Origin of the sequence: Pseudomonas sp. PSE1(2024) (genome assembly GCF_050990555.1) — a bacterium.
GTDB classification, from domain to species: domain Bacteria; phylum Pseudomonadota; class Gammaproteobacteria; order Pseudomonadales; family Pseudomonadaceae; genus Aquipseudomonas; species Aquipseudomonas aphyarum.
On the sequence record NZ_CP158967.1, the window covers coordinates 6212665 to 6233420 of the forward strand.

Consider the following 20756-nt stretch of genomic DNA (forward strand, 5'->3'; position numbering starts at 1 on the left):
CAGCCTTGGACGCTCCGCGTCTGCCTTGCATCGGCGGTGAGGCTGGGACGCGGAGCGTCCCGAGAGGCATTCCCACGCAGAGCGTGGGAACGATCAATCAACTCAGGATTGGCGCGCCAGCCGTGTCAGGATCCGGTCCAGCGCATTGGCGAACGCCTGCTTCTCCCGGTCGCCGAACGGCGCCGGGCCGCCGCTGACCTGGCCCTGTTCACGCAGGTCAGTGAACAGGTTGCGTGTCGCCAGCCGTTCACCCATGTTCTGCGCGTCGAACTCCTTGCCTCGCGGGTCCAGCGCTGCAACGCCCTTCTTCACCAACCGGTCGGCCAGCGGGATGTCGCTGCAGATCACCAGTTCGCCCGGCACCGCGTGTTCCACCAGATAATCATCCGCCGCATCCGGGCCGCTCGGCACCACGATCAGCTTGACGATCGCCAGCGCCGGTTTGCTCTGCGGCTGCCCCGCCACCAGCACCACTTCGAAGCGGCGCTTGAGAGCGAACTTGACCACCAGCTCCTTGGCCATCTTCGGGCAGGCGTCGGCATCGATCCATACGCGCATGTTTTCTACCTCCAAAAAATTCGCGAGCAAGCTCGCTCCCACAGATTACGCACCAACCCTGTGGGAGCGAGCTTGCTCGCGAATATGAGCGCAGCGAATGCCTTTAAGCAGCAGTCACCCTACGTTTTTCAGCCACCCAGCTACGACCATACAGCACGATAATCGCCGCAATCGCCACGGCCTGCGCCGTCAGCGAATAGGCATCGGCGTGAATCCCCAGCCAGTCGAAATCGAAGAACGCCACCGGTCGGGTGCCGAAGATCCCGGCTTCCTGCAACGCCTTCACGCCGTGGCCGGCGAACACCACCGACAACGCGCAGAGCAGCGCTGCGTTGATGCTGAAGAACAGCGTCAGCGGCAGTTTCGCCGAGCCGCGCAGGATCACCCACGCCAGACCGAACAGCAGCACCAGCGCCGTCGCGCCGCCAGCGAGTACCGCGTTATGCCCGGCGGGACCGGCCTGCAGCCACAGGGTTTCGTAGAACAGGATCACTTCGAACAGCTCGCGGTACACCGAGAAGAACGCCAGAATCGCAAACCCGAAACGCCCGCCTCCGCCAACCAAACTTTGCTTGATGTAATCCTGCCAGGCCGCCGCGTGCCGACGGTCGTGCATCCACACGCCGAGCCACAACACCATGACGCTGGCGAACAGCGCCGTGGCGCCTTCCAACAGTTCACGCTGGGAGCCGCTGACATCGATCACATACGCCGCCAGCGCCCAGGTGCCGAGGCCGGCGAGCAGCGCCAGCCCCCAGCCGACGTTGACGCTGCGCACCGCCGATTGCTGGCCGGTGTTGCGCAGGAACGCGAGGATCGCCGCCAGCACCAGAATCGCTTCCAGACCTTCGCGCAGCAGAATCAGCAGCCCGGAGATGTAGCTCAGCGACCAGCTCAGACCATCGCTGCCCAGCAGGCCGGCGGATTCCTTGAGTTTGGCCTTGGCCGCGTCGAGACGCTGTTCGGCCTGCTCCACCGGCAAGCCGTCCTGCAGCGATTGCCGATAAGCCATCAGGGATTTTTCGGTGTCCTTGCGCACGTTGGCGTCGACGTTGTCCAGCGAGCTTTCGACCAGTTCGAAGCCTTCCAGATACGCCGCCACCGACAGGTCATAGGCCTGATCGTGCTCACCGGCGCGGTACGCCGCCAGGCTCTTGTCCAAAGTTGCGGCAGTGTAGTCGAGCAACTGCGCCGGGCCGCGCTTGATCTGCGGCGGCTGCGCCCGCTGGACACGGAAGATCGCGGCGGCTTCAGCGCCTTCGGCAGCTTGCACTTCGGCCGGGGTCTGGCGGGCCAGGTCGGCGATGTTGTAGGTCTTGTCGGATTTGGCCGTGGCCGGATCGGCGCTGAACTGCGCGATGTAGGTCGCCAGATCCCAACGCTGACGGTCATCCAGCTGATCGGCGAAGGCTGGCATGTCAGTGCCTTCGACGCCTTGACCGAGAGTGCTGTAGATCGCGTACAGGCTCAGGTGATCCATCCGCGCAGCGTCGCGCAGATTGGCCGGCGCCGGCGTCATGCCGAGACCCGCCGGGCCGTCGCCGGCACCCGCATCGCCGTGGCACACCGAGCAGTTTTGCGCGTAGAGCGGCGCACCACGGGTCGGGTCAGGCGTGATGATCGGGGCCTGGCTGACTTCATAAGCCACCGCCAGTTTCGCCCCCAGTTGCCGGGCCTGACGGGCGACGTCCGCGCCGTCCTGTTTCGCCGTGATCGCGGCGTGTAAGGCAGTCACGCCTTGTTCCAGCGCCGCTTTCTCAGGCTTGGCCGGCAGACCGGCGATCAACCCTTGCAGCACCTGGGTGAATTCCAGCTGCTCGCGGTACTCGCCGTCGTCGATGACTTTGCCTGCCTCTACCGTCGGCGGGTAATCGGCGCTGATGTAATCGAGCAGGTGCAGCGCTTGCGGCGCGCCTTCCACGGTGTCGGCCAGCAGATTGAAGCTGCTCAGGGCGCAAAACGGGAACACCAGCCAGGCCAGAAATCGGGACGCGGCAGTCATGAATGAGTCTCAAGTGGAAATGCGAAGTTACATATTGTTCACGTCGAGCGCGTTTCCCTCAAGCTTTCTTGGCGGCCCGACGGGTTTTAGCGCAAAGGTGCACTCGCCTTGCGGTAGTGTTCGGCCATGAATTCGACGAAGACCTGCACCTTCAGCGCCACATGCCGGGCGTGGGGATACAGCGCGTAGTAATGCCGCTGGCCGAGGCTGTAGTTGGGCAGGATTTGCACCAGCCGGCCATGCAACAGATCGTCCTGCACCGTGGCCCGGGTGAACGCGGCAATGCCGACACCGGCCAGCGTCGCCGCATGCAGCGAGCTGATCGAGTCCGCCTTGAACCGCCCCTGGGCACGCACCGCTGTCGTCAGCCCGCGCGCATCGGTCAACGACCAGTCGCCACCGCCGGCGAACGCGAGCAATTGATGGTCGGCCAGCTCACTGACCTGGCGGATCAGACCGTGTCGCGCGACGTAGGTCGGCGAGGCCACCAGCACCATCTCGGACACCGTCAGCAGACGCGCCACCAGGGATGAATCCGCCAGCGGCCCGCAGATACGCAGCGCCACGTCGAAGCCTTCGGCGATCAGGTCGACAAAACGGTCATCGCAGGACAGATCGACCTCAACCTCGGGATAACGCTGCTGAAACGCCGGCAGCCAGCTCGCCAGTTCCAGCGTGCCGATCACCACCGGCGCGCTGATGCGCAACAGTCCACTGGGGGTTTCACGGGCCTGCCCGACCGCCAGCGCGGCCTGATCGAGGCGGTCGAGAATGTCCACGCACGCTGCGTAATACTGCTGCCCCGCCGTGGTCAGGCTGAACCGTCGGGTGTTGCGGTTGATCAGGCGGGTGCCGAGTTCTGCCTCCAGTTGCTGGAGCTGGCGGGAGATCGTCGAATGCGTGGTGTCGAGCCGCTCGGCGGCGGCAGTGAAGCCGCGACACTCGACGATGCAACGGAACGCGCGCATGGCCAACAGCTGATTCATCGAAGCCCTCAGTCGAGTGGCAGGCGAACGATCTGCTGGGTGGTCATGACGTCACCGAAGGTGTCTTCGATTTCGGCCAGCGCCGCGCGGTGCAGGCTGTCCTTGTCGACGGTGTCGCCGTTGACGCGGGTGATCGCCCGGGTCGCCGAAGCGTCGGATGCTACCACGACCTGATAGCCCAACGGCGCAGCGTCCCGGGCGCCGCCGGCAACGCAGGCGTGGGTCATCAGCCCGGCGAAAATCACGGTCTTGATGCCGGCCTGCTTGAGCTGGCGATCGAGGTCAGTGCTGGCGAATACGCTGACCGTGGACTTTTGCAGCACGTGATCCTGCGCCCTCGGCTGCATCAGCGGATGAAACTTCACGGTCTCGCCGCCCTGCGCAAACACCGGCGAGCCGGCGGGCGCGACGTGCTGAACCTGGAACACCGGAATCTTCGCCTGATCGGCAAAGCGGATCAGCTCGCGGGCCTTGTTCATGGCCGCGATGCCGTCGGGAATCGGCAGGCGTCCGCTGAAGTACTCGTTCTGGAAATCGATCACCACCAGCGCGGTGGTCTTCGGGTCGAGGCGCTCGATCCGCACCGCGCCGGATATTGCACGAATGGTTGGATGAGCATCCGGTGCAGTACTGGCCATCGCACTGCTGACCGCAGCGAGACCAAGACTGGCGAACAGGATTCTGAAAACTGAGCTGCAGCGATACGTTTGCGAGAGAGTCATGGCGCGGTTCCTGTAGAGAGGCGTGTAAGTCGGCCAAGTCTAGGAATCCGCAAACGGCCTGACCACGGCAGTATTGGCACATGATCTGTGCAACTTTTGCACAGACCATGTGAAAAAATCTGCCCGGCAATTAGCCATCATCTCCCACTATAATGCGCCACTTCAGCCGCCCTTCTGTTCAAGGAAGAACCCCTCGCCATGCGCCATTGCCTGCTGTTTTCCCTGTTGTTCAGCATCGTCTTGCAGTTGAGCGGTTGCGGGGCCTACCGCAATTACGATCTGGAACTGCAACAGACCACCGATCAGTTGAAAGCGGGCGACACCAACGGTGCGCTGGCCCTGATCGAGGCGCATAACCCGGATGAAGAAAAAGACCTGCTGTATTACTTCGAGAAAGGCGCGGTACTCAGCGCTGCCGGGGAGTTGCCGCAAAGTCAGGTCGCCTGGCGCAGCGCCGAACAGATGGTGATCCAGCGTCAGGACACCATAGAAACCACCGGCGACAAGTTGCTGTCCGCCCTGGGCAATCAATGGGGCAGCATCATCAACGACAAGATTCGTCGCTACGATGGTTACGACTATGAAAAGGTCATGCTGACCACGCAGATGGCCCTGAACCAGTTGGCCGTGAATGATTTCGACGGTGCCCGTGCGGACATCAAGAAAACCCACGAGCGCGAAACCCTGATCGCCCGGCAACGAGAACTGGAATACGAGCGCATTGAAAATGCCGCCAAGGCCCAGGGCGCGCGCGTTCATTACAAGGATCTGCAAGGTTACCCGGTGGTCATGCTGGACTCGCCGGCGGTCATCGCTCTGAAGAACGGCTATCAAAGTGCGTTCAGCCACTATCTGGCCGGCTTCACTTATGAAGCCCTGGGTGAAAAGGATCTGGCCGCACCCGGTTACCGTCAGGCCATAGAACTGCGTCCTGACATGCCGTTCTTCCAACAGGCATTGCATGACCTCGACAGCCCCGGGCTCAAGGCGGACGAAAGCGATGTGCTGATCATCGTGCAAAGCGGGCTGGCGCCGGCTCGCAGTTCGGTGCGAGTGCCGTATCCGGTGAAGCTTGAGGACGGTCAGGTGATCGTGGCCAATGTGTCGTTTCCGGTGATGGTGCCCGACACGTCCACCCCACCCTTCAATCAGATCAGCCTCGACGGTCGTCCAAAGAAGCTGATCACGGTCAACAACATTACCGACATGTCCTTGCGCACTCTGCGTGACGACATGCCCGGGATCATCCAGCGCACCACGTATCGCGCGTTCCTGGCGGCAGACGTCCAGGGCACCGACAATCGGCGCAACCCGGCCAAGGCGTCCTATGTGACCCATTACGATGGATTCGAGCACGCAGACACCCGCACCTGGCGCACCCTGCCCAACCTCACCCAGGTAGTGCGCCTGCGGCTGAAGAAAGGCGAGCACATGATCAATCTGCCTACCGCACCCGGTGTCGCACCGCTGAAAATACGCATCGATCAGGATCGTCAGATCATCGGCCTGCGCGCCCTGGGCGACAGAATCTATGCCAACGGCAGCGCTTTCCAGGCCTCCACATCGCCGGAAAGCCGCGTGGTATCCGGCCTGAAATAAGTAATGGCACCTAACTAACCGGTGCAATTAAAAAGCTATTACATAGCCAGCACCGCCCGCTTATAATGCCGCGCCCGCGCTATCGCGATGCGGCATTAAAGCTCCTCTTGTTATGAGGAATTGGCAGGAGGCCAGCGCCACTGCCGATCGGTCCCAGCAGCCCGACCCGCACCCGAGGCTGTCGCTACTCATGGAAGAAGTACCCCATGGCATTCCGCGCTCCCACTCTGATCGCGCTCAGCGCTGTCACCCTGCTGTCCGGCTGTTCGGCGTTTCGCAACTACGATTCCGAACTGGCCCAGACCAACCAGCAACTGGCCACCGGCAACGTCGACGCCGCCCTGACCCTGCTGGAAAAAAACAACACCGGCCCGGACAAGGACCTGCTCTATTACTTCGAGAAGGGTGAGCTGCTGCGCGCCAAGGGCGATCTGTCCGGCAGCCAGAATGCCTGGACCAGCGCCGACCAGGTGGTGGGCAAGTGGGAAGACTCGGTCAAGCTCGACACCGACAAGTACCTGGCCCAGTTCGGCAGTTTCCTGGTCAACGACAAGGTGCGCCGCTACGAAGGCTACGACTACGAAAAAGTCATGCTGACCACGCAGATGGCCCTGAACCTGCTGGCGGTCAACGATTTCGACGGCGCCCGCACCGCGATCAAGAAGACTCACGAACGTGAAGCGGTGATCGCCGACCTGCGCGACAAGGAATACCTCAAGAGCGAAGAGGAAGCCGAGAAAGAAGGCATCAAGACCGAATACAAGGACTTGCAGGGCTACCCGGTCGCCAGCCTCGACGCCCCGGAAGTGGTCGGCCTGAAAAACAGCTACCAGAGTGCGTTCAGCCATTACCTGGCCGGTTTCGTCTATGAAGCCCTGGGCGAGAAAGACCTCGCTGCGCCGGGCTATCGCAAGGCGGCCGAACTGCGCCCGAACACTCCCCTGCTGGAGCAGGCGCTGGTCAACCTCGACAAGCCGGTCAAGAGCGACGACAGCGACATCCTGATCGTGGTGCAAAGCGGTCTGGCGCCGGCCCGCGATTCGATCCGCGTGCCACTGCCGCTGCCGATCTCCAACAACGTAGTAATCACTCCGCTGTCGTTCCCGATCATCAAACCTGACACCTCCACCGCGACATTCGCGCAGATCGGTGTCGATGGCCAACAGGTCGACCTGACCGCACTGAACAGCACCACCGCCATGTCCCGCCGCGCCCTGCGCGATGACATGCCGGGGATCATCCTGCGCACCACCGTGCGTGCGATCACCAAAGGTGTGGCGCAGAAGAAGATCAACGAAACCAACCCGCTGGCGGGCCTGGCGGTCGGTATTTCTTCAGCTGTGCTCGAAGGTGCCGATACCCGTACGTGGCGTACCCTGCCGGACACCACACAAGTGGTACGTCTGCGCTTGAAGAAAGGCGAGCACCAAGTCACTCTGCCGAGCGCCGTTGGTGGTTCTCAGGTCAAGGTGACCGTCGATCAGCGTTACCAGGTGATCACCCTGCGCGCCGTCGGCAATCAGGTATTCGCCGCAGGCCTCGCCGCCCACGTTACCCCGAGTGCTGGCGCCACCGCCGTGGCCAGCCTCAAACAACCTTAAGAACGGAGTCTTTGCATGCGCTTCAAACTCATCGCCGTCGCCGCCCTCGCCCTTTTGGCGAGCGGCTGCGCCACCCCGCCACCACCTGAGCCGGGCAGTGCCGCGAGCAAGGTCGTGGCCATGGGCCCGCAGAAACACATCGTGGTCGGCGCGATGCGCGTGGCCCGTGAAAACGGCTTCATGACCGTCAACGTGCAGTTGAGCAACACCCTCAACAGCAACAAGACGTTCTACTACCGCTTCGCCTGGCTCGGGCCGGAAGGTTTCCCGGTCGCCGAAGAAGAAGTCTGGAAGAGCCAGATGATGTACGGCGCCCAGACCAGCTTCATCCAGGGCATCGCCCCGACGCCGAAAGCCGTGGATTTCCGTCTGGAACTCAAGACGCCTTAAGCCCGACACCCTATTCCCGATTCAGAGAGCATTCCCATGTTTGCACGCTTTTCCTTCATCGCCGTCCTCGCCCTGCTGGCCTCCGGTTGCGCCAACACTTCGCCGACCCTGGGCAGCAAGAACATCAGCTACGGCGACACCAAGGCCGTTGAAACCGTGACCAACGAGTTCGGTTCGACCGACCTGCAGATGATCGCCGAGTCGATGACCCGTTCCCTGGCCCAGTCCGGCATCCTGCAGGGTCGCCCTGTGGTGCAGGTCTACGACGTGAAGAACAAGACCAGCGAATACATCGACACCCGCGAAATCACCACCAGCATCAAGACCCAGCTGATGAAGTCCGGCACCGCCCGTTTCGCCAGCGACAACACCGCGATGCAGAGCCAGGTCGACCAGCTCAAGCTGCAAAACCAGAGCGGCCTGTACAAGAAGAGCACCGTGGCCAAGACTGGCAACATGATCGCCGCCAAATACCGTCTTGAAGGTTCGATCAGCTCGATCGTCAAGCGCAGCAGCGACTACAAGGACGTCTTCTACAAATTCAGCCTGCAACTGATCGACGTTGAAAGCGGTCTGGCCGAGTGGATGGACGAGAAAGAGATCCGCAAAACCACGGAGCGTTAATCGATGCGCGCATGGATTGGCATGATGGCCCTGGCTTGCGCGTTCAGCGTGCAAGCGGCCCCGAAAGTCGCGGTGACGGATCTGGCGTACCAGGAACGTGTGGAGCAATACATCCACATCGTTTCGTCGAAGAACAACTACCGCGAGGGCTACTACAGCTCCAGCGGTTCTTCGAGCTACGACGAATTCGAAGCCAACACCAGCTACATCGAGCAGGCCGAGCTGCGTAAATTCACCGGCGACATCAAAGGTGAAATCCTGCGTACCGGCATGTTCCAGTTGATTCAGGGCACACCGTACACGGCGTCGTCCAAGGGTGACATCTACGATGTGATCAAGCGGATCAAGGCCGGCAACTTCAAGGGTGCCGACTACGTGCTGTTCGGCACCGTGTCGGACATCGACTTCACCCAGGACATGAACGAGCTGGCGCACACCGACAGCTATTCGGCAGTACTGGGCCTGACGCTGGTGGCCGATTTCAGCCTGATCAACACCAAGACCTACGAAATCACCTCGGCCTTCACGGCGATGGGTGAGGCGCAGGACACCAAACTGGTGAACCACCGCGACATCAAGATCTCACTCAACCGCCCACGGGTGGTGCGTGACGTGTCGAAGGCACTGGGCGAAGACGTGGCCGGACAACTGAGCATGCAGCTCGGTGGTGGCGGTTACGAGCAGCCGCGCGAACCGCAGCAGCGCAACAATCTGCCGCGTGATACGGCGCCGGTGATTCTTCACTGACCGATGATCGTTCCCACGTCGAGGCGTCGAACCGTCCGCGTGGGAATGCAGCCCGGGACGCTCTGCGTTCCAGACACAAAAAAAAGGCGACCTGAGAAGGTCGCCTTTTTTGTGCCTGTACGCTTTATGCGGCCGCTTTGCGCAACGTCGCCATGAACGCCGCCGCGCCAATGAACAGCCCGGCAAACGTGCGGTTCATGCGTTTCTGCTGGGTCGGTGTACGCAACAGGCGCAACACCTTCGAAGCCAGTCCGGTGTAGCCGGCCATGACGATCAGGTCGACCGCGATCATGGTCACGCCGATCACCACGTACTGGATCAGCAGCGGTGCATGTGGATTGATGAACTGCGGCAGCACCGCGAGCATGAACACCAGCGCCTTGGGGTTGCTGATGTTCACCAGAAAGCCACGGAACACCAGAGCCAGCGGTTTGCCGATCGGGCGAACGGCCGCGTCGTCACTCATGTCCATCGGCAGTGCGCGCCATTGTTTGATCGCGAGATAAACCAGGTAGGCGACACCGAACCATTTGATCGCATGGAACGCGGTGGCCGAAGCGGTGAGGATCGCGCCGACACCGGCGCCGACGATGGCAATCTGCACAGCCAGGCCGATCTGCAGGCCCAGGGCGTTCCAGTAGCCGCGCCAGAAACCGTATTGCAGGCCGCTGGACATCGACGCAATCGCGCCGGCACCCGGAGAAAGACTGATCACCCAGCAGGCGGCAAAAAACGCCAGCCATGTTTGAAGCTCCATCGCACACCTCGACTTCGGACTCGTGACAATCCTCAAAGCTAATGCGGATTTGGCTGGATGACTACCGATTTTTTGCAGGATGTTGCGACCGCCGACCAACGTGGCCGGCGTCCGATCACTTTTCGAAACCGCTGGAAGGGAAGATATCCGTGCCGCGCCAGCGTCGCACCGAGCGCTGGAAGAACAGGCTGTTGGGCACTTGCACCATGGCGCTGCCGGTGCCGAGCTCTTCAGCCTCGATCAAGGTGGTGTAGAGCAGATTGATCGCCACCACCCGGCCTTTGACGCCCGGCTTGTCGGTGGTGTCGACCAGTTCGACCACGTCGCCAAGGCGGAACGGGCCGACGGTGAAGATCAGAATCGCGCAGAGCAGGTTCGACAGCACGCTCCACATGGCGAAGAACGCCACCGCCGCCACCGCGACGAAGCCCGACAACGCAGTCCAGAGCACCGTGGCCGAGACCCCGAGGCGCTCCAGCACGAAGATCAGCGCACTGCCCATGATCAACCAGCGCAGACCGCCGCGCAGCGGCATCAGCAGCTGCGGCGGAAACGGATACTTCTCGCCCAGGCGGGTCAGGAATCGGGCGACGACGCGCTGGGCGAAGTAGCCGGCCAGCAGGATCAGCAGAATCTGCACGCCGAGCCAGATCGGCTCGACCCACATCGCTGGCAATGGGAGTTTGAAGGCGTCCATCAGGACAACGCCTCCAGCTCCGCCTGCATGCTTTCCAGCGTTTCCAGGGCTTCCATCCACGCTTCTTCAAGTTCGCCTTCGCGGACTTTCAGCTTGGCCTGTTCGGCCAGCAGGTCACGCAATTCGTTCTTGCGCGCCGGCTCGTAGATGTCGCTGTCGCCAAGGCTGGCATCGACCTTCGCCAGCTTCTCGTGCAGCTTGCCGAGCTCGGCTTCGAGCTTGTCAGCCTCGCGCTTGTGCGGCGCCAGTTGCTGACGCAACGCAGCGGCAGCCTGACGCTGGGCCTTCTTGTCGGTCTTGTCCGGGTTGACCGGTGTGTTGCTGACCGGGGCGTTACGCTGACGGTACTCGACCAGCCAACGGGCGTAGTCCTCGAGGTCGCCATCGAACTCCTCGACCTTGCCGTCCGCGACCAGGAAGAAGTTGTCGGTGGTGCTCTTGAGCAGGTGCCGATCGTGGGAAACCACCAGCACCGCACCACTGAATTCCTGCAACGCCATGGTCAGCGCCAGGCGCATTTCCAAGTCGAGGTGGTTGGTGGGTTCGTCGAGCAGCAGCAGGTTCGGCCGTTCCCAGGCGATCAGTGCCAGAGCCAGACGGGCCTTTTCGCCACCGGAGAAATTCAGCACCGGCTCATCGATCCGCGCACCACGGAAGTCGAAACCACCGAGGAAGTCGCGCAGGGTCTGCTCGCGCTCGGTCGGTGCCAGACGCTGCAAGTGCAGCAACGGGCTGGCCTTGGAGTCCAGCGAGTCGAGCTGATGCTGGGCGAAGTAGCCGACCACGGTGTTCTCACCGCGAGTCAGGCGCCCGGCCAGCGGTTCGAGCTCACCGGCGAGGTTTTTGATCAGGGTCGATTTACCCGCGCCATTCGGGCCGAGCAAGCCGATCCGCGCGCCGGGGGTCAGTTGCAGCTTGACCTTCTCCAGCACGGTTTTCTCGCCATAACCCAGGCGCGCGTCGGACAGGTCGATCAGCGGACTGGAGATCTTGGTCGACTCGCGGAACACGAAGTCGAACGGCGAATCGACGTGGGCCGCCGACAGTTCTTCCATGCGCTCGAGGGCCTTGATCCGGCTCTGGGCCTGACGGGCCTTGGTGGCCTGGGCCTTGAACCGGGCGATGTAGCTTTCCATGTGCGCACGCTGCGCCTGCTGCTTCTCGTAGGCCTGTTGCTGCTGGGCCAGACGCTCGGCACGGGCGCGTTCGAACGCGGTGTAGCCACCCCGGTAGAGCGTCAGCTTGCGCTGATCGACGTGGGCCACGTGGTCGACCACTTCATCGAGGAAGTCCCGGTCGTGGGAAATCAGCAGCAAGGTGCCGGGGTAACTTTTCAGCCACTCTTCGAGCCAGATGATGGCGTCGAGATCCAGGTGGTTGGTCGGTTCGTCGAGCAGCAACAGGTCTGATGGGCACATCAAAGCCTGCGCAAGGTTCAGACGCATCCGCCAGCCACCGGAGAAATCTCCTACCTGACGATCCATCTGCTCGTTGGTGAAACCGAGGCCGGCCAGCAACTTGCGCGCCCGCGCATCGGCGGTGTAGCCGTCGGCACTGTCGAGTTCGGCGTGCAGGCGGGCCAGCGCGGTGCCGTCATGGGCCTCTTCGGCCGCTGCGAGCTCACGCTGCACTTCGCGCAGACGCAGGTCGCCGTCGAGCACATAGTCGACCGCCAGACGCTCGAGCGTGTCGACCTCCTGGCGCATGTGGGCGATACGCCAGTCGGCCGGCAGCAGGCAGTCGCCCGAGTCCGGGTGCAGCTCACCGCGGAGCAAGGCGAACAGGCTGGATTTGCCGGCGCCGTTGGCACCGATGAGGCCGGCTTTGTGGCCGGCGTGCAGGGTCAGCTCGGCGTCTTCTAGCAGACGTTGCGGGCCACGCTGTAAAGTCAGGTTCTGAAGTCGGATCATAATGGCGGCGGAGTCTACCAGCTTCCCCCGCAACTGGCGCGAGTAGCACGATGTCCTCTGACCTGTGGAGCTTTGCCCTTGCCGTCTACGCCCGTCCCGGCGTGGAGGATGCCTGCCTGCGCCTGCAATCGGCGGGGGCCAACGTGTGCCTGATGCTGTGCGGTTTATGGCTGGAACAACGCGATGCGACCTGTGAAGAGGCGCGTGCGCGACAGCTTCTGGAACTGACAGAGCCCTGGGACCGGGAAGTGGTGCAGCCGTTACGCGCATTGCGCATGCAGTGGAAAACCCTGGCCGACACCGATCCGGTACTCAAGGGTATGCGCGAGCAGATCAAGGGATTGGAGCTGGAGGCGGAGCGTGCGCTGCTGTCACGACTTGAAGGTGCCGCGCAGGGCTGGAAGCGTAATTCGAAGGAATCGAGTGACTGGCTGGAAGTGCTGGCCGGCCCTGCGGCCAACCTGAACCGCGACGCGCTGCAAGTGCTGCGCGTCGCGGCGACCGGCGCTTAGGAAGCGCTGGACGGGTTGCTGGCGACGCTCGATACCGGCGCCGGGGATGGCGTGGTTGTGGTGGTCGAGGTAGTGGCGGCGGATGCCGGTGCTGCGGCCGGAGCCGGAGTTGCCGGCGCTGCAGGTTTGGTAGCAGGCGCAGTGGCAGGTTTTGCTGCAGCTGGTTTTGCTGCTGGCTTGGCGGCAGCCGGCTTGGCAGCGGCAGGTTTTTTCACTGCTGGTTTTGCAGCAGGTTTCGCTGCTGGCTTGGCGGCCGGTTTGGCAGCGGCCGCTGGCTTGGCGGCGGTCGTTGCAGGCTTCGCGGCGGCGGCCGGTTTGGCCGCTGGTTTTGCAGCAGGCTTGGCCGCAGCTTTTACCGCAGGCTTGGCCGCTGGTTTCGCCGCCGCTTTGGCTGCAGGTTTGGCAGCAACCGGTTTGGCAGCGGCTTTCGCCGCAGGCTTGGCAGCAGCAGTTTTGGCGGCCGGTTTAGCGGCGGCTTTAACGGCTGGTTTTGCTGCCGGTTTAGCGGCCACTTTGGTGGCTGGCTTGGCAGCTGGTTTTGCAGCGGCAGTTCTCGCCGGAGCCGCTTTCGCAGCAGCGGTTTTCGCCGCAGGTTTGGCGGCTGGTTTTGCAGCAGCCGGCTTGGCGGCAGCTGGTTTGGCCGCTGTGGTTTTAGCCGCAGGTTTGGCAGCGCTGGCGGCTGCGGGTTTCTTCGCGGCTGGTTTAGCAGCGGCTTTCACTGGCGCTTTAGCAGGCGATTTGGCCGGTGCTTTTGCAGCAGGTTTGGCGGCCGCTTTTTTCGCAGGCGCCGCTGCAGGTTTAGCCGAACGCAGGGACAACGCCTTGCCGACAGCCTCTTGAACACGACCGACACCCTGGGCCAGTTTCAGGCTTTCCTGGGCATCGCGCTTGAGTTGCAGAATGTAGCTGCGGGTATCGGACTGACGATCCTTCAGCGCATCGAGCAGGTCTTCGAGTTCCTTCACGGCAGCCTTGGCCTTGGTCTGCGCCTTGGCTTTACCGGCTGCTGCTGCGTCCTGCAATTTGGTGCGGGATTTGTGCAGTTTTTCTTGCGCCTTGCCGCGTTGCTTTTCCAGTTTGGCGAGCAGTTTTTCAGCATCAGCCAAGGCTTGGGAGCAAGCGTTTTCCAGATGCTCGAGCAGGCTGCCCGAGAGTTGTTGGAGTAAATGCAACGGAGTGTTTACAGGCTTCTTGGTGGCCGACATGGTTTACCTCCTGGCTGACGTGAGTGCGGCTCATACTAGACCTCTGCTGCTACCGCCGCTAGGGCATGTTGACAGTATCGAAAGCACTCGGTTGCAGGCTTGCGAAAAACTTCTGCGCATTGGCAAAAGCAGTTCACCGTTGCAGACGTTCGCGCTGGCATAATCCACCGCAATTCAGGACGGAGAGTGCCCATGTCGCGCTACCTTTTTTTATCCCTCTGCATGATTTTTTCCGTGGCTCAGGCCGACGAAAAAACCACCGCGAACGATGCCCATGATCTGGCTTACAGCCTCGGCGCCAGCCTCGGTGAACGGCTGCGTCAGGAAGTGCCGCAGCTCCAGATCCAGGCGTTGATCGAAGGCCTGCAACAGGCCTATCAAGGCAAGCCGCTGGCATTGAGCGAAGCACGCATCGAGCAGATCCTCGCCGATCACGAATCGCAGACAGCCGAGCAGGCGGCGATGCCTTCGACTGAAGCGGCGATGGAAAACGAGCGACGTTTTCTCACCGCCGAAAAAGCCAAACCGGGTGTGAAGGAGTTGGCCGACGGCATCCTGCTGACCGAGCTTGCGCCGGGGAACGGCACGAAGGCCGGCCCGGATGGAAAAGTGCAGGTGCTGTATATCGGCCGACTGCCGGATGGCACCGTGTTCGATCAGAACAGCCAGCCGCAGTGGTTCAATCTCGACAGCGTGATCGCTGGCTGGCGCACCGCGTTGCAGAACATGCCGGTCGGCGCGAAATGGCGTCTGGTGATTCCATCGGATCAAGCGTACGGCGCCGACGGTGCCGGCGACTTGATCGCGCCATTCACACCGCTGGTGTTCGAAGTGGAATTGCGCGGCGCGACCAGTTGATCGCCCAATAAAAAACGGTGCGCCTGGGGCGCACCGTTTCTGGTTCTTGCGAGGTTCGATTCAGGCCTGAACCGAATCCTCTTCCTTGTGTGCGGTGTGCAGCACTTCGATCAGGCAGTCTTCCAGTTCGAAGCGTTCGTGGAGCAGGCCGCCCAGCTCCTTGAATTTCTCCGCAACGCATTTGCCTTCATCGCAAAGGTCGTTGAACGCGAGCAGCTTTTCAGTGATGACATCGATCCGCGGATAGATCGTCTCGGCCAGTTCCAGGCCGCGCTTGTCGTTGAAGGCCTTGGCCTCGCCCGTCAGCTGTTCGTAGATCTCGAAGTGCCCGGCCGAGACGTAATCGACCAGCACGCCGCAGAACTCCTGCAAGGGCTTTCGATCCTCGGACAGCGCCTGAGGTTTGGCGCCCAGCTTGTCATAGGCAGCGATCAATTCCTCACGCTCCTGCAGCCAGCGGTCGATCAGCAGATGAACTCCACCCCAACGTTCCTGAGCATTCTGACAACTTTCGAGCATGGCGATCTCTCTTCCCTTGTGGGTCATGCTGCTCTACACCCGCGCCCCTTCTTGTGAATATTGCTTTGAGAGGCGGCCAGGCAGAGCGTCATCGAGCAACACAATTCCAATGACACGTGCGGGCCAGATTATGCCCGCACGCCTATGGCTTCAAGGTACGCAGGAGAGAAAGTTCATACAAGTGTTTAATCCCTGACCAGCACCGGGTGCGACGGTTGGCCGCTGAGCGGTTGCTGCAAAGCCATCCAGACCTGCCGCAGCAACTGGTAAACAGCCAGGATCGACATCCCCACGAAAAACAGCAGACTCCACTCCGGAATGCTCAGGTCGAACAGCGTCCAGGACAATTCCGCGCAATCGGCCGTGTCATTGAACATACGCATCAGTGCGCATAACCACGGCAGGCTGCTGAATATTTCTTCCGGCCCGGGCCCGCAATGCGCCAGCCTTTGCAGAGAATCACTTTGCAGCAGCACTTGCCGCCACGCCGCCGTCATTCCGCCAAGGCTGGTCAGCAACGCCATCGTCCAATACAGCGACAGACCGACACGTTGCGGTCCATGGATCGCAGCCACACCACAAAAAAGGGTAAGGACACTCATGAACAGACGCTGGACCAGACACAGACTGCAAGGCACCAGACCGACCGCGTATTCGAGGTAATAAGAAGCTCCCAGGGCCAGAATCCCCGCAGTGAAAGCCATAAAGAACAGGGAGCGTGAGCAGGCCAACGACATGGCTTATCCGTAACAATAAAGACAGGCAGTTACGGTAGAGGAAAGGGCCTCGGGCTTTCAAGGCAGGTCACTGGCGACACTTCAGCAGAAGTGTAGGGAAATCCCGACAGGCACCGATGGATTCGGTGTAACCCTCTGTAGGACTTTGCTCGGGAGGGGATTTGCCGGTAACTATTCAGTCACCGGGAAAGAAAAGGAGGAGCATGCTCCCCCTTCCTGATCACGCCCGAACGGCTACGGGCAATGGCGAAGCCAGCAGTCGTTCATCCAGCATGCCGAGACCTTCCTGGAACAGCAGATTGCTGCGCTCGGTGTCACCCAGCTGAGCCAGCAGACGCGCCAACTCGGCGCACGCTTCCGGATTGCGCTGCACTCGCAGACTGCTTTCCAGATAATCCCGCGCCTTGCCCCACAGGCTGGCCTGCAGGCACAAACGTCCCAGCGTCAGCAGCAGGCTGGCATCGCCCGGATGATCCTTAAGCCAACCTTCGGCCGTCTGCAACTGACGCGCCGGATCGCTGCCGCGCACCAGACCGTAAAGACGCGCCAGATGGCTGTCGTACTTACGCTTTAGCGCCGTGCGCAGCACTTCTTCCGCTTCAACCTGAGCGCCCAGCTGACGCAGTTGCTCGGCGTAGGCCAGCACCAGCGCAGGCTCCTGGCGTTGAGCAGACGTCAGCTGCTGCCAGGCCCGGTTGAGCGACTGCAAACCGACGGCGCCATCCTCTTCACGCTGGGCCGCGAGGGACAGGTTTTCTCCCCAGGCGCGACGCTCGAGTTCGATCAGTTCGGCCGGTGGCAGGGCTTTATCCTTGCGCAGCTCCGGCAACAGCCGGATCACGGACGACCAGTCACCGCGCTGCTGATGCAGTCGCTGCAACTGGCGCAAGGTCTGGGCATTGTGCGGATGGCGTTCGTGCATCGCCTGCAAGGTGACCAGCGCGCCATCGGTATCGCCACGATCGGTTTGCAGTTGCGCATGGCTGAGGGCGATCGCCAGCTCGGCCCGCGGCTGACGCTCGAGGGCGCGCTCCAGCAGGCGATCGCTTTCCTCGTAATTACCTTGTTCGTTGGCGGCGCGGGCGGCGCCCAGGTAATAGAGCAACGGCTGACGCTCGGCTTCGGCGGCCCGATAAAGGTGACGCTGAGCACTGGCCCAGCGACCTTCGGCCAGGTCGAGCTGACCGTGCTCGATCGCTACTTGCACGCGACGGCTGCGGTTGCGACGGGACCATGGATTGACCACACCGCCCGAGGTCAGCACCAGTTCGACCAGCGCCTTGATGCCCCAGACCAGCAGCCAAAGCACCGCGACCACCGCCAGGGTCGCCCACAGGCTCGATTCATAACGAAAGCTTTTGTAGGCGACCAGCACGTAACCGGAATGCTCGGCAATCGCCAGGCCCAGAGCCGCCGTTGCCGCGATCACCAGAAACACGATCACATACAGGCGCTTCATGGTGTCGCCTCCTGCGCGGTGCTGGCGGCCGGTTTGGCGAAGGGTTTCACCGAGTCTTCGGCGTTGACGTTGCGGCGCTCCAGATAAGCCTGCACCGCGCTCAACGTCCCGGCGAGATCCGGCGTGTTGACGGTAACCGGTTGCTTGCTCAATTCCGCGACCTGCTCGAGCATGATTTTGCTCTGCGGGTTGTCCGGATTGAAGTTGCCTGTAAGTACGTCACGCGCCTCCGCCAAGGCCTGGGTGTACACCGGCGCCTGACCGTTGAGCGCGGCCCATTGCGCCTGTTCGAGCGCAAGGCTCAGGGCCAGACGCACCTGGCTCAGGCTTTGGCCGGCGAGTAGCGGCCGGACGTTTTTGTCAGCGTTGAAATCGATGCGAATGTAGCGCGAGATCTGATCCCACCACTGCGCCCAGCGACTGGCGCCGTCGCCATCGGAGGTCAGGCCCAGCAGCGAATCACCGCGATCCTTGTACTCCGGCGCCAGCTCGGTGAGGCCGACGACCTGATCACGCAAGGCGCCCAGTCGCAGGAACAGCCCGGTGCGGTCCGGCTGCGCGGTACTGCGCAGCGCTACCAGGGTTTTCGCCACTTGCTCGCGGGCGGCGAACGAGCCGGGATCATTCTGCTCGCGCAGGATTTCGTCGGCACCCTGGACCAGCGCCTGGGCGCTGCTGATGTCCTGCAGGGCGGAAAGACGCAGGCTGGCCAGACGCAGCAAGTGCTCGGCCTCGGCCAGACGCCAGTCCTTGCGGCTGGCGCCAAGGACGGTTTCCAGACGTTGATTGAGGCGTTGCTGATCGCCCTGAAGTTGCGACACCAGACGCTGGCGATCGGCAAGTTCATCGGCGCCGGGTAATTGCCCGAGGCGTTCGGTCAGTCGTTGCTCGTTGAGCTTCAGAGTCTGAGCCTGATCACTCAACGCCTGAACCTGACTCAACTGATTCTGAGTGCTGGTCTGCAGGTGTCGTACCTGCCACACACCCCAGCCACCCACCGCAACACCGGCGGCGCCGAGCAGCAGCGCGAGAATGGCCAATCCGTTGCCTCGGCGCGGTTCCGCGGCCGGTGGCGGTGCATCAACCGGTGCATCGATCACAGGTTGAACGTCATCTTTAGGCAAGGCTGTTTCGCTCACGTATCCATCCTTTGCATTAGAGAACGGGCACGGGATGCTCCCGTAACGCCGTCAGCAAGGCCGCGGCACTGGCGCCGCGACAATCCACAACTGTTCGGGCCCCGGCGGCACTGGCCTGCTCGGCAACCCTTGGGCTTGGAACAAACAACGGCAACTGCGCAAGTGCAGGCCAGCTGTCGCCGGCCAGTTGGCGCAGGTGCTCGAAACCCTGTCCACTGCTGACCACCAGCCCGTTCAGGCGTTCCGCTGCAATCCTGCGTGGCAGCTCCTGCGGCGGATAGTCCGGCAGGTCGCGACGGTACAACTCCAAGTATTCGACACTAGCACCAAGCGCGCGCAGGCGCTCGGCCAGCAGCTCGCGTCCGCCCTCCCCGCGCAGGATCAACACCTGCGAGCCGGGCACGGCCACCGCCGCCAGCAGACGCGGCAATTGCAGCAAGGCTTCGCTATCGTCGCCCGCGTCCGGGAAGCTCACATCCAGCCCCCGATCCCGAAGGATAGTGGCGGTCGCTGCACCCACGCTGAACCACGGCATCGTCGGAGTCGCCAGACCCAAAGAGTCGAGCAGATCCACCGCGATCCGCGCCGCCGGTTTGCTGACCACGATCACCGCGCTGTAACGCGGCAGTTGCGTGATCGTGCGGCGCATTGTGTCAGAGACCGGCAGGGGCGCGATTTCCAAAAGCGGCAGACAGCTGCTGAAAAACCCTTGTTCGGCCAGCACGGCGGCGAGCGCCGAACAGTCCTCCGCCGGGCGCGTCAGCAGCAGGCGCCAGGCGGTCACTCGTGACCTGCCTCGCCGTAGACTGCCTTGAGAATATCGTCGGCGCCCTGGCTGAGCAGGTCTTCGGCCACCTGCACGCCCAGCGTCTCGGCTGCCGCACGCGGCGCACGGGCTTGCGCGCTGAGCAGCTTGCCGCCACTCGGTTCGCCCACCAGACCGCGCAGCCACAACTGATCGCCTTCGAGCACGGCGTAGCAGGCGATCGGCACCTGGCAGCCGCCATTCAGATGTTTGTTCAGGGCACGCTCGGCGGTGACACGGTCAGCGGTGTCGGCGTGATGCAGGGGCGCGAGCAAGGCATGGATTTCGGTGTCGGCACTGCGGCATTCGATACCGACGGCGCCCTGGCCACCGGCCGGCAGGCTGTCGTCGACGCTGATGGCCGAGGTGATGCGGTCTTCGAAGCCGAGGCGGATCAGGCCGGCTGCCGCGAGGATGATCGCGTCGTACTCGCCGGCGTCGAGCTTGGCCAGACGGGTGTTGACGTTACCGCGCAGGAAACGGATCTCGAGATCCGGACGGCGCGTCAGCAACTGCGCCTGGCGACGCAGGCTGGAGGTGCCGACGATGCTGCCGGCTGGCAACGCATCCAGGCTGGAATAAGTATTGGAGACAAACGCGTCACGCGGATCTTCGCGCTCGCAGATGCAGAACAGACCGAGGCCTTCGGGGAAATCCATCGGCACGTCTTTCATCGAATGCACGGCGATGTCGGCTTCGTTTTCCAGCAGCGCGGTTTCCAGTTCCTTGACGAACAGGCCCTTGCCGCCGATTTTCGACAGGGGCGAATCAAGCAGCTTGTCGCCGCGACTGACCATGGGCACCAGCGTCACCAGCAGGCCCGGGTGGGCTGCTTCCAGACGGGCTTTGACGTATTCGGCCTGCCAGAGGGCCAGAGCACTTTTGCGGGTGGCGATGCGGATTTCGCGAGAGGACATGGATCAATCCGT

At 62.4% G+C, this 20756-nt stretch carries 21 protein-coding genes; 7 read left to right on the forward strand and 14 right to left on the reverse strand.

Going from position 1 to position 20756, the window contains the following annotated elements; all coding sequences use genetic code 11:
• Nucleotides 1-102: 102 nt before the first annotated feature.
• The 4 genes from ABTV87_RS28355 to ABTV87_RS28370 form a co-directional block, all read right to left on the reverse strand.
• Nucleotides 103-558, reverse strand: a complete 456-nt coding sequence (locus tag ABTV87_RS28355; protein ID WP_085746828.1) for a YaiI/YqxD family protein — start codon at nucleotides 556-558, stop codon at nucleotides 103-105.
• Nucleotides 559-661: 103 nt separating this feature from the next.
• Entirely contained in the window at nucleotides 662-2560 is a 1899-nt protein-coding gene (locus ABTV87_RS28360) for an FTR1 family protein (RefSeq protein ID WP_433898707.1), read from the reverse strand.
• 86 nt (nucleotides 2561-2646) lie between these two features.
• The gene (locus ABTV87_RS28365; RefSeq protein ID WP_433898708.1) at nucleotides 2647-3546 is read right to left on the reverse strand and encodes a LysR substrate-binding domain-containing protein; all 900 of its coding nucleotides are present in this window, start codon (nucleotides 3544-3546) and stop codon (nucleotides 2647-2649) included.
• An 8-nt stretch (nucleotides 3547-3554) separates the two neighbouring features.
• Nucleotides 3555-4268, reverse strand: coding sequence for a cysteine hydrolase family protein (locus tag ABTV87_RS28370; RefSeq protein ID WP_433898709.1), 714 nt, complete (start codon nucleotides 4266-4268; stop codon nucleotides 3555-3557).
• Nucleotides 4269-4466: 198 nt separating this feature from the next.
• Here ABTV87_RS28370 and ABTV87_RS28375 point away from each other — a divergent pair, with 198 nt between their 5' ends.
• From ABTV87_RS28375 to ABTV87_RS28395, 5 genes are all read left to right on the forward strand, one after another.
• Entirely contained in the window at nucleotides 4467-5867 is a 1401-nt protein-coding gene (locus ABTV87_RS28375; RefSeq protein ID WP_433898710.1) for a COG3014 family protein, read from the forward strand.
• A 206-nt stretch (nucleotides 5868-6073) separates the two neighbouring features.
• Nucleotides 6074-7468, forward strand: a complete 1395-nt coding sequence (locus tag ABTV87_RS28380) for a COG3014 family protein (RefSeq protein WP_085606055.1) — start codon at nucleotides 6074-6076, stop codon at nucleotides 7466-7468.
• A 15-nt stretch (nucleotides 7469-7483) separates the two neighbouring features.
• The gene (locus ABTV87_RS28385) at nucleotides 7484-7858 is read left to right on the forward strand and encodes a YcfL family protein (protein WP_007951846.1); all 375 of its coding nucleotides are present in this window, start codon (nucleotides 7484-7486) and stop codon (nucleotides 7856-7858) included.
• A gap of 36 nt (nucleotides 7859-7894) precedes the next feature.
• Complete coding sequence (gene lpoB / locus ABTV87_RS28390; protein ID WP_007951848.1) at nucleotides 7895-8482, forward strand: penicillin-binding protein activator LpoB; 588 nt, start codon at nucleotides 7895-7897, stop codon at nucleotides 8480-8482.
• Nucleotides 8483-8485: 3 nt separating this feature from the next.
• Nucleotides 8486-9229: a hypothetical protein gene (locus tag ABTV87_RS28395; RefSeq protein ID WP_007951850.1), complete on the forward strand. Its 744-nt coding sequence runs from the start codon at nucleotides 8486-8488 to the stop codon at nucleotides 9227-9229.
• A 124-nt stretch (nucleotides 9230-9353) separates the two neighbouring features.
• Here the strand turns inward: ABTV87_RS28395 and ABTV87_RS28400 are convergent, their stop codons facing one another.
• The 3 genes from ABTV87_RS28400 to ABTV87_RS28410 form a co-directional block, all read right to left on the reverse strand.
• Nucleotides 9354-9986, reverse strand: coding sequence for a LysE family transporter (locus tag ABTV87_RS28400; protein WP_007951851.1), 633 nt, complete (start codon nucleotides 9984-9986; stop codon nucleotides 9354-9356).
• Nucleotides 9987-10101: 115 nt separating this feature from the next.
• Entirely contained in the window at nucleotides 10102-10683 is a 582-nt protein-coding gene (locus tag ABTV87_RS28405; protein ID WP_007951853.1) for a mechanosensitive ion channel family protein, read from the reverse strand.
• Entirely contained in the window at nucleotides 10683-12593 is a 1911-nt protein-coding gene (locus ABTV87_RS28410; protein ID WP_007951855.1) for an ATP-binding cassette domain-containing protein, read from the reverse strand. Before ABTV87_RS28410 ends, ABTV87_RS28405 begins: the two co-directional genes overlap by 1 nt.
• Nucleotides 12594-12643: 50 nt before the next feature.
• On the opposite strand from ABTV87_RS28410, the gene ABTV87_RS28415 reads away from it, so the two are divergent.
• Entirely contained in the window at nucleotides 12644-13105 is a 462-nt protein-coding gene (locus ABTV87_RS28415) for a TIGR02444 family protein (RefSeq protein WP_007951857.1), read from the forward strand.
• Here ABTV87_RS28415 and ABTV87_RS28420 read toward each other — a convergent pair.
• Entirely contained in the window at nucleotides 13102-14310 is a 1209-nt protein-coding gene (locus ABTV87_RS28420) for an AlgP family protein (RefSeq protein WP_433898711.1), read from the reverse strand. The two genes, ABTV87_RS28415 and ABTV87_RS28420, sit on opposite strands and share 4 nt — an antisense overlap.
• A gap of 192 nt (nucleotides 14311-14502) precedes the next feature.
• On the opposite strand from ABTV87_RS28420, the gene ABTV87_RS28425 reads away from it, so the two are divergent.
• Complete coding sequence (locus ABTV87_RS28425) at nucleotides 14503-15168, forward strand: FKBP-type peptidyl-prolyl cis-trans isomerase (protein WP_007951860.1); 666 nt, start codon at nucleotides 14503-14505, stop codon at nucleotides 15166-15168.
• Nucleotides 15169-15228: 60 nt separating this feature from the next.
• Here the strand turns inward: ABTV87_RS28425 and ABTV87_RS28430 are convergent, their stop codons facing one another.
• The 6 genes from ABTV87_RS28430 to hemC form a co-directional block, all read right to left on the reverse strand.
• The gene (locus tag ABTV87_RS28430) at nucleotides 15229-15687 is read right to left on the reverse strand and encodes an Rsd/AlgQ family anti-sigma factor (protein ID WP_007951863.1); all 459 of its coding nucleotides are present in this window, start codon (nucleotides 15685-15687) and stop codon (nucleotides 15229-15231) included.
• A gap of 185 nt (nucleotides 15688-15872) precedes the next feature.
• Nucleotides 15873-16424: a disulfide bond formation protein B gene (locus ABTV87_RS28435; protein WP_433898712.1), complete on the reverse strand. Its 552-nt coding sequence runs from the start codon at nucleotides 16422-16424 to the stop codon at nucleotides 15873-15875.
• Between the two features lie 220 nt (nucleotides 16425-16644).
• On the reverse strand, nucleotides 16645-17883 hold the full coding sequence (locus tag ABTV87_RS28440; RefSeq protein WP_433898713.1) for a heme biosynthesis protein HemY: 1239 nt from the start codon (nucleotides 17881-17883) through the stop codon (nucleotides 16645-16647).
• The gene (locus ABTV87_RS28445) at nucleotides 17880-19022 is read right to left on the reverse strand and encodes a uroporphyrinogen-III C-methyltransferase (RefSeq protein ID WP_007951869.1); all 1143 of its coding nucleotides are present in this window, start codon (nucleotides 19020-19022) and stop codon (nucleotides 17880-17882) included. The genes ABTV87_RS28440 and ABTV87_RS28445 overlap by 4 nt, the downstream gene beginning before the upstream one ends.
• Nucleotides 19023-19038: 16 nt before the next feature.
• Nucleotides 19039-19806, reverse strand: a complete 768-nt coding sequence (locus tag ABTV87_RS28450; RefSeq protein ID WP_085606063.1) for a uroporphyrinogen-III synthase — start codon at nucleotides 19804-19806, stop codon at nucleotides 19039-19041.
• A complete protein-coding gene (gene hemC / locus ABTV87_RS28455; protein WP_007951874.1) occupies nucleotides 19803-20744 on the reverse strand; it encodes a hydroxymethylbilane synthase in 942 nt (313 codons plus the stop codon). The genes ABTV87_RS28450 and hemC overlap by 4 nt, the downstream gene beginning before the upstream one ends.
• Nucleotides 20745-20756 lie beyond the last annotated feature (12 nt).